This is a genomic window from Chamaesiphon sp. OTE_75_metabat_556, from assembly GCF_031378165.1.
Classification (GTDB): domain Bacteria; phylum Cyanobacteriota; class Cyanobacteriia; order Cyanobacteriales; family Chamaesiphonaceae; genus Chamaesiphon.
In genome coordinates this window covers 1-7,994 of the sequence record NZ_JANNDR010000425.1, presented here as the reverse complement: position 1 = coordinate 7,994, position 7,994 = coordinate 1, and the positions used below count along the sequence as shown (strand labels likewise).

At 50.1% G+C, this 7,994-nt stretch carries 5 protein-coding genes and 1 pseudogene; 3 read left to right on the top strand and 3 right to left on the bottom strand.

Features of this window, described 5'->3' with window-relative positions; genetic code table 11:
- Positions 1 to 197 (top strand): annotated as a pseudogene (locus tag RMO27_RS17265) (hypothetical protein); the annotation flags it as partial.
- 145 nt (positions 198 to 342) lie between these two features.
- Entirely contained in the window at positions 343 to 990 is a 648-nt protein-coding gene (locus RMO27_RS17260; RefSeq protein WP_309734763.1) for a class I SAM-dependent methyltransferase, read from the top strand.
- Positions 991 to 1,200: 210 nt separating this feature from the next.
- Here the strand turns inward: RMO27_RS17260 and RMO27_RS17255 are convergent, their stop codons facing one another.
- Entirely contained in the window at positions 1,201 to 1,626 is a 426-nt protein-coding gene (locus RMO27_RS17255; protein ID WP_309734760.1) for a hypothetical protein, read from the bottom strand.
- 21 nt (positions 1,627 to 1,647) lie between these two features.
- Positions 1,648 to 2,532 (bottom strand): bifunctional methylenetetrahydrofolate dehydrogenase/methenyltetrahydrofolate cyclohydrolase FolD, encoded by an 885-nt coding sequence (gene folD, locus RMO27_RS17250; RefSeq protein ID WP_309734758.1) that lies wholly within the window; start codon positions 2,530 to 2,532, stop codon positions 1,648 to 1,650.
- Between the two features lie 527 nt (positions 2,533 to 3,059).
- Here folD and RMO27_RS17245 point away from each other — a divergent pair.
- Positions 3,060 to 4,193 (top strand): glycosyltransferase family 4 protein, encoded by a 1,134-nt coding sequence (locus RMO27_RS17245; protein ID WP_309734756.1) that lies wholly within the window; start codon positions 3,060 to 3,062, stop codon positions 4,191 to 4,193.
- Between the two features lie 271 nt (positions 4,194 to 4,464).
- On the opposite strand, the gene RMO27_RS17240 is transcribed toward RMO27_RS17245, so the two are convergent.
- Positions 4,465 to 7,560 (bottom strand): MFS transporter, encoded by a 3,096-nt coding sequence (locus RMO27_RS17240; RefSeq protein WP_309734754.1) that lies wholly within the window; start codon positions 7,558 to 7,560, stop codon positions 4,465 to 4,467.
- Positions 7,561 to 7,994: the final 434 nt, after the last annotated feature.

The window sequence follows — 7,994 nt, the reverse complement described above, 5'->3', positions numbered from 1 at the left end:
CTAAGGGCAAAACTGGCGGCGATGTCCTCAAGTTTATTAGCTTGCCAGCCGTCTCACCGTTTGTGGGACTAGGGCTTTATGGCGGAGACGTTGCTTACTCCGGCGGCGTACAGTTTAGTCCTGGTGGCAATACCTTTTTTGGGGTTGGTCATCACTCTATTCGCGGTATCAATGGTCAAGTGGGGATTAAATTCTAGAGAGTAGAGGTTAGAGGGTAGAGGATAGTGAATAGTGGATAGTGGATAGTAAATTTGGACAAAAGCGTCTCCAAGTCTCCCAACTCCCAACTCCCCGCAATGATTGCTAGAGTAGAGATAAAGTAACCTAACTTTCCTCCTCAACATGTTGCTCAACCCGACCCAGCGTCAAAAATTAGATGATGGTAACGATCTCGAATTTTATGATGCACCGCGATTTGTGAATCATGTAGATGCCGGATTTATCGATCGATTGACGAGTCTCTACCGCGAACAGCTCAAGCCCAATACCCGCATCTTTGACATGATGAGTAGTTGGGTGTCCCATCTCCCCGACGAACTGAAATTTGCCTACGTCCAAGGACATGGTTTAAACGCCCAAGAGCTGGCCAAAAATCCCCGCTTTGATACTTATTTCGTCCAAAATCTCAATCAAAATCTCCAGTTCCCGTTGGCCGATGCCAGTTTTGATGCGGTTTTAAATACTGTTTCCGTGCAATATCTTCAGTATCCCGAAGCAATTTTTGCGGAGGTTTATCGAATCCTCAAGCCCGATGGGATCGCGATCTTGAGCTTTTCCAATCGGATGTTTTATAACAAAGCGATCGCCGCTTGGCGTGATGGTAGCGAATCAGAGCGGGTAGAATTGGTCGAGAGTTATTTTAACTCGGTACCTGGGTTTAGTACTCCCGAACCGATCGTCCATGTCAGTCAAGTACCCGATCTATTACGATGGCTCGGTGCTAGTGGGGGCGATCCGTTCTATGCCGTAATTGCTCGGAAAGTTGCGTGACGCTCCATTTACTATAAATATGCTCTAAAGGCTTGCGGATCGTACTGGTTGTAGTTGTTGATATTGTTGGGCATTTGCATCTGCCTGGGATAAGTGCGGACGTAATAAATCGAGGATTAATCGATCGCGTTCGGTAAAACTGAGACTAGGACGGTTAAGGATAAAGTTTGCTAATTATTAACCAGAAACTTGATAAAACTTCGCGATTAATTACCGATCGTCGTGTTTATTCCGCCTGTTGAAAATCGCTGCGCCCAAATCCTTGAAAATTCCGCGCCAAGCCGAGAGCGAGATCGGCAGCAACCACCCAAATAAAGCAAAAACAGAATTCATCTGTGCTTGAGCGGTATTGCTAGTTACCGAAGCATCCAGATACACCGTCGCGATCGCGATCGCCAAACCGATCGCACAAGTGCAAATAAAGTACAGCCAATTTTTTTGGCTCGACACTATTAATAACGAGATCGCGATGCCGATCGAACCAAACAGCAAGTTGCCAACAATTAACTCATTAATTAATGCATAATTGCCATTACCAATGGGCATTGCATAATCAATGCGACCGAGATATTTAGATTCATTGAGCAACCAGATGGTGATATAGCCCAGATAGAGAAAGCGGTACAGATGATTCACGATCGATCGATAGCTCCAGGTTTAAACCAATCCATGAGTATTGGCATAGCTCCAGACCGTATTCTCCAGTAGCATCGTTACTGTCATCGCACCCACGCCACCAGGGACGGGCGTAATCCAACTAGCCAGATCTTTGACAGCATCGAAGTCTACATCGCCGACCAATCGTGATTTGCCAGTCGTCGGATCGAGAAGGCGATTGATGCCGACATCGATCACCACTGCTCCGGGCTTGACCATCTCCGCAGTGATCATCTGAGTTCTACCGACAGCCGCGACCAGAATATCCGCTTGGCGACAGACAGCAGCCAGATCCGGCGTGCGCGAATGGGCGATCGTCACCGTGGCATCAGCAGCCAATAGCATCAAAGCTAGCGGTTTACCGACCAAAATACTCCGCCCGACGACCACTGCATGTTTGCCACGAACATCTAATTGATATTCAGCTAATAAGCGCATCACGCCTCCTGGCGTACAGCTTTGCAATCCCGGCTCCCCCCTGACCAATTTTCCCAAATTGAGAGCGTGGAGGCCATCTACATCCTTGTGTGGGGCAATTTCATGGAGGAGAGCAACCGAGTCAAAACCATCTGGTAACGGTAATTGCACTAAAATCCCATCGACCCGATCGTCAGCATTGAGTTCGTGAATGATGGCGGTGAGTTTTTCCTGACTGACATCGGGAGGAAAGTGTTGTCCGAATGACCTAATCCCGACCTTGGCACAGGCTTTTTCTTTGCCGCCGACATAAGCTGCACTGGCTGGATTATCACCGACCATCAGCACTGCCAATCCTGGTGGCCGACCGATTTGGGGCTGAAGTTGGGCGATGTGTTGTTGCAAAGCATCTTGCATCTTGTGTGCCAATGCTTTCCCATCGAGAATGCGATCGGTATTGCCGCTCATAATTAGTTTGGAGGTGGAGATGGGTATTATGACTGATAGCAAGCACTACTACCGATCGGGTGTCAAGACTGACAATCGTGAGTCGAGCTGTGCGTCAAGTCTTTAGCTAGCGGCTGTTACAGCAATTTGCGCTCTCGATCGAAAACGGAGTTGATATAATCACTATATATCATCGATTCTGACGATCGACAGTGACAATAACGCCAACATCGACACAAATTCCAGCGATCGGTCAGCGTCTAATCGCTCACTGATCATCCTAAATTGCTGATATGCGTCAAATTACGGTTTAACTTTTCGAGATTTGTACTTTACTCTAGTTAGTAAGTGCGACTTTAATCGGTCAGTTAACAAAAATCAGCTATGTTCGATTGTCCTAGTAAGTAGCGATCGGGACTTGCCAACCCTCTACCTGGGAGTTCGATCTGCGATCGTCGTCACAGCGTCATTGCCCAGCTAGCAAGTTACAGCTCAGTATTAATCATCTTAATCTGCTCCTTTTTTAAATCTATATTTGTTGAGATCAAATGAAAATTACACTGATTAGTTCTTCGCTTAAGGTTGGTGGTGCAGAACGAGTCATGTCAATTATCGCCAACTATTGGGCTGCTAGAGATTGGCAAGTTACCATCCTCTCCTGCGATGATGGCTCGGCACCACCATTTTATGACCTCGACAAACGGATCGAGTATCGACCGTTGGGAATTGGCTATCACACTGGGTTTAGTTTGGCAACTTTGAGCTACAACCTCCGCCAGATTCGATCGCTCAAAAAAGCGATCGTGGCGAGTCGTCCCGATCTGATCGTGAGTTTTGTGAATACCACAAATATCATGACACTCTTAGCTGCTTGGAGCCTGCGGGTACCGACGATCGTCTGCGAGCATGTCTATCCAGCCTTTGGTGGCTTGGGAAAAATTGGTCAATTCTTACAAAAGTGGCTATATCGTCGCGCAGCATTAGTTACCGTTCAGACTCATAGCGGCTTGTCATTTTTCCCTGCCGAGCGCGGCTACAAGACAGTGGTGATGCCTAATCCTATTGCATTACCAGAGTCAGATCAGATCGAGTCGCAAGTATTTACCGACGATCGACATTTACTCGCCATCGGTAAGCTAGTCCCGCAAAAAGGTTTCGATCTAGCGATCAGAGCCTTTGCCCAAGTTTGCGATACGCACCCAGAGTGGACGCTGACGATTTTTGGGGAAGGGGAAATGCGGGGCGAACTCGAAGAGTTGTGTGTGCAATTGCGGTTAGAAGATCGAGTTTATCTGCCAGGAGTAGTCAAGAATATTGACGCTCACTTACGCAAAGCAGATATTTTCATGCTCTCATCGCGGTTTGAAGGGTTTCCAGTGACATTGTGTGAAGCAATGGCCTGCGGTGTACCAGTCGTTGCCACCGATTGTTTGAGTGGGCCGCGTGAGATCGTCCACAATGGTCAGGATGGATTGTTGGTGGTAACGGAGAATGTAGACGCACTAGCAGTAGGACTCGATCTGTTGATGTCCGATCCGGTCAAACGACAATATTTTTCTCATCATGCACCGAAAGTACTCAACCGATTTGGGGTGGAGCCAGTGATGGCGATCTGGGATGGTGCAATTCGGCAGGTATTGGATGGGCAATCGGGGAGATATAGCAATAGCCAAGATCGTTAGGACATTTTTTTAATTAGTCGGCGTAGGCGGACTTTACATTCTGAGCGGCGATTTCAATCGCTGTTCTGTCCTAACAGCCTTGGCGGTTGCTATAGTTGGGAGTGGGGAGTTGCGACTGTGTTGTCCTCAGCGCGATTTCGGTCGGCGATGCTCGTCCGCCGTTGTTTCCCAACGTTCCTGCAAATTTCTGGACGCTATTGCTAAAAAAGTGAGTCGAGGTAATTTATGAATTACCTCGACTCACTTTTTTGAGAATTAGTTTAGATCGGTACTATGCGATCGCCAATGGGATGACAGCAAGTGCGCCAGCAGCAGCAGCGGCGATCGCCGAGGTCAAACCGGTAGCAAATAACCACCAAGCGGCAGTGGCTGCGGCTTTGCGGGTAGCTTCGGCTTGGACTTGTGCTTGGTGCTTGAGATCGTCCAAGCGGTTTTGGATTTGGGTTTGAATCCGTTCGGCACGATGGAGGACATTGGTTCGGACGCCATCGACCTGATCGATAATCCGGTTGGCATCGGCCGTGGAGATATCATCGCGGGAACTAAGCACAGCCACCAAGGTATCTCGATCGAAATGTGCGAGCCGATCTCGTAGGGCGTCAAAGCCAGCATTGGGGTCGTCGAACAGTTTGCGGACATCCTGGGTGATGCCGTCGTAATTGAGTTCGGGACGTTCCAAGCCATTGAGATAGTCGCGAATCTGGCCTAAAATACCATCGATGACCGACTGGACTTTGGCTTTGATGGCATCGAGTTGCCCGACGAACCGATCGCGCACGGACAACACTCGATCGACGATTTGTTCGGCTTCGGCAGGAGTGATGTCTGGCCGTTGTGCCAGCAAGGCGATAATCGTCTCCCGATCGATATGAGAGAGCCGATCTCCCATGTGTTCCAAGCCCAAACGCGGGTCTTGAAATAGCAGTCCCAGATCGCGTTTGATGCCGTCGGGATTGAGTTCGGTTTTGTCCGTATGGCGGAGGTAATCAGCCAGCGCGGTTTGGAAATCATTGACGCGGTTTTTGGCGCGAATTGCCAGCCGTTGGGGGGTGCGGAGTACCTGACGGATCGTGTCCTGGACTCGATCGACTGCCGCATTGGCTTCGGCTTCGGTGAAGTCGTTGCGCTGGCGTAATAGTTGGACGAGCGTATCGCGAAACTCGTTCCGAGAGGCTCCGCCAACGATCTGCGAAAGTCGATCTCGGATCGATTCTGCTCCCGATTTGGGGTCTTGTAATAAAGTCGTCAGATCGCGTTTGATGCCATCGGGATTGAGTTCCGACTTACCAGTGCGGCGCAGATAATCAGCGATTGCGCTAGTGGTGTCCTCATACTGAGTTTTGGCTTTATCGACCAAAGCAGCAGGAGCATGGATCGCTTGCTTCCAATTGGATTCAACTCGATCGAGGATCTGATTTACTTGGTCTTGACTCAGGTCTTGACGCTGGCTCAATAGTTGTACCAGCGTATCCCGATCAAAGTGAGCTGCGCGGTGCTGAAGGTCGTGCAGACCAGCCTGCGGATCTGCTAAGAGCTTTTGGAAGTCCCGCTTAATCCCCTCAGGGTTGAGTTCGTCCTTGCCAGTATTGCGGAGATATTCCTGCACCTGCTGCCACTGGGTATCGACACGCGCTTTGACCCCAGCTTGTAAACCTTCGGTATCGGCGATCGCCACTTCCAGCACAGGAGTGAGCATCTGGGCGATCTGCACCTTTTCAGTTTCGCTCAGATCGTTACGCTGTTGGAGCACGCTCAAAAAGCGATACTGCTTGATTTGCGATAGCCGCGAATGCAACTCTTGCGGATCGGCATCGCCATCAGTTAGCAAGGTTTTGAAATCTTGAGTGGCTTGGTTATTGAGTAACTGCTGCTTGGGAGTAGCGCGTAAATAGGTATCGATCGCGCCTTGCATTTTTTCGAGCATCCCCGCCGCTTCGGCAGCGCGCACCTCATCGAGGACACGCACCCGCACCCGATCGAGTACTTGCGTCAATTCGACGATCTGCCCTTGGGTAAACACCCCCCGCGCCTGCAATTGGGCAGTAAATTCTTCAGGTTTGAGCGGATCGATCGCCTGCCGAATCGTACGGGCATCCGCATTTGGATCGTAGAGGACATCCCGAAACTCTCGCTCGATCCGACCTGGTGTCATCTGCCACGAGTAAGTATCTCGTAAATAATGCTCGACATCCGCCCGAATCACGCTCGCTCCAGGCGATAGCGTCGGACTAGCCACCTGATCGGTAACTTGTGCCACTTGAGTTTTGAGCTGCGACTGGGCATTCTTGACCTGACCCTTGATTTTTTCGACATCGAGATCGGACAAGTCCACCCGACCCAATACAATCCCCATTACAGCACCTAGAGCTTGCTCCAACTGGCTCGAATTCTCACCCTTACCCATGTCCTGGAGATAGCGATCAAGTTGCTGCGACAAGCCACCTGAGAGCAGATCCTGCGGCTTGCCCGATCGAACCAGCTTCATTAGTTCCCCCAGTCCGCCACCTGACTTCATCCCACCAACCGTACCACTCCACGATCGATCCAACTCATCGACAATTTTTTTGACATCGCGCGGCGCGAGATCCGTTCGCTCCTTGAGCAGATTTTCAAAAGTTTCCCGACTCAGCGTCGGTAAACTATCCTTGTCTAGACCCTTAGTCAGATCCGAATCCTTAAGAATCTTTTCAAACTCAGCGCGAATCTCTTTGATATTCAACTCCGGCGGCTTGACCGAACCGAGTAAATCCTTAAACGACGACTGCACATCCTGCGGATCGATATAAGCCGTCATCTCCCGCCGCACCGCCGCAGCAGCAGCCTCCGCCGATGACACCAACTCCGAACCCGCCGCCTTTATCCCCAAAGCAGCAGTCGCCGTCCCAAACACCGCCTGAAAGCCTCTCGTCGCCGTACTCACTACCGAACCCACCAACGAACCCACCGTCGTCGAACTAATCCAGACCAAAATCGAAAAATAAGCCGCCCAAATCGACAGCCCCACCGTCGCCCCCATCGTCACCGTCGGCACAAAGCTCAACTTCACCGCCAACAAACAAGCGACAAACAACGCGATCGTCACCGTCACCAACGTCCAGACACCAACCGCCGTCCCAATATGTAGCGAACCACCAGCACTGCGATCGGACGACTTATCATCATGAGTTGCCAAACTCAACACCGACATCCCCGCCGCCACCGAAAAATTGGTCAACAACATCTGAAAACCGAAAGTCAAAAACAACCCCGCCACCAACGCCGTAAAAAACTGCGGCCCCGAAAACCCGATCGCCGTCTCCCGCACGATCTCCGTTTGCGCCAACAAATCTCCCACATGTCGATCGATAAATAACCTAATTACCAACATCCTGCGCTCCTAAATAGTTATGCCGATTAAAATTACAGAAAAAATAAGATTAATATCTAACTCATTTAAACCATTCAATCGCTAATTACAATCACCAGCCAACCTCCTTCTGACGGAGTAACAATAGTTAGGGGTAGTCCGAAAGGTAGAGGTAGTGGATAGTGAATAGTGGATAGTGGATAGTGAATGGTGGTTAGTTGTTGAATGATTGGAAATATGAAAAGTTAAATTTCTGCTCATAGCTATTCTGAAATTGCTTTCAAGGAGCTGTGCGATCGCAGTCATCTCCTGCGTTGTCCGCCGGGGGGTCTGGGGGTTCCCACCCCCAGATCTACCTACTGCGCGATCGCAAATATCCCCCCCACCCCGCCTCACACAAATCGAACCTTACGCAGGAGAGTTTGAGAGGCGGCGTCCCGCCTTTCAACGGGGGG